Origin of the sequence: Pseudomonas sp. HMWF006 (assembly GCF_003061205.1) — a bacterium.
In the GTDB taxonomy this organism is placed as follows: domain Bacteria; phylum Pseudomonadota; class Gammaproteobacteria; order Pseudomonadales; family Pseudomonadaceae; genus Aquipseudomonas; species Aquipseudomonas monsensis.
In genome coordinates this window covers 9576-10016 of the sequence record NZ_QAIU01000653.1, presented here as the reverse complement: position 1 = coordinate 10016, position 441 = coordinate 9576, and the positions used below count along the sequence as shown (strand labels likewise).

Sequence of the window (441 nt, the reverse complement as noted above, 5' to 3'; positions counted from 1 at the left end):
ATGGCGGTTATCTTAAAGCAAAACGGCGGCCATTGGCCGCCGTTTAGTGCTTCGTCGAGGAATTAGACGACAGGCGCCGGCTCAGGCGCCGCCGAAGGTTTCGGCAGCGACGAGAGGAACGCCATGATCAGCGCCGCGACGTAAGGCAGCGACTGCACCAGCAGCATCGCCACCCAGAAGCGCATGTCATTGCTCGGAATGCCTTGCACCAGGTAGATCCCCAGCGCCGCGCCCCACAGCAGCAACATGATGAACAGCTCTTCCCGCGCTTCGGAAATCGCCACCCAGAAGCCATGGTTGTCGGCGTTTTTCGGTGTGCGGAAGAACGGAATGCTGCTGGTGAAAAAGCCGTACAGCACCGCTTTGGCGATGGTGTGCGACAACGCCAGCCCGGCCAGCGCCGCGCAGAACGCATCCTTGAGGTTCACGCCGACGGCGCGA

At 61.7% G+C, this 441-nt stretch carries 1 pseudogene; it reads right to left on the bottom strand.

The window, feature by feature from the left end:
• Window positions 1-62 precede the first annotated feature (62 nt).
• Window positions 63-441: pseudogene (locus tag DBR24_RS34545) on the bottom strand (beta-(1-3)-glucosyl transferase); the annotation flags it as partial.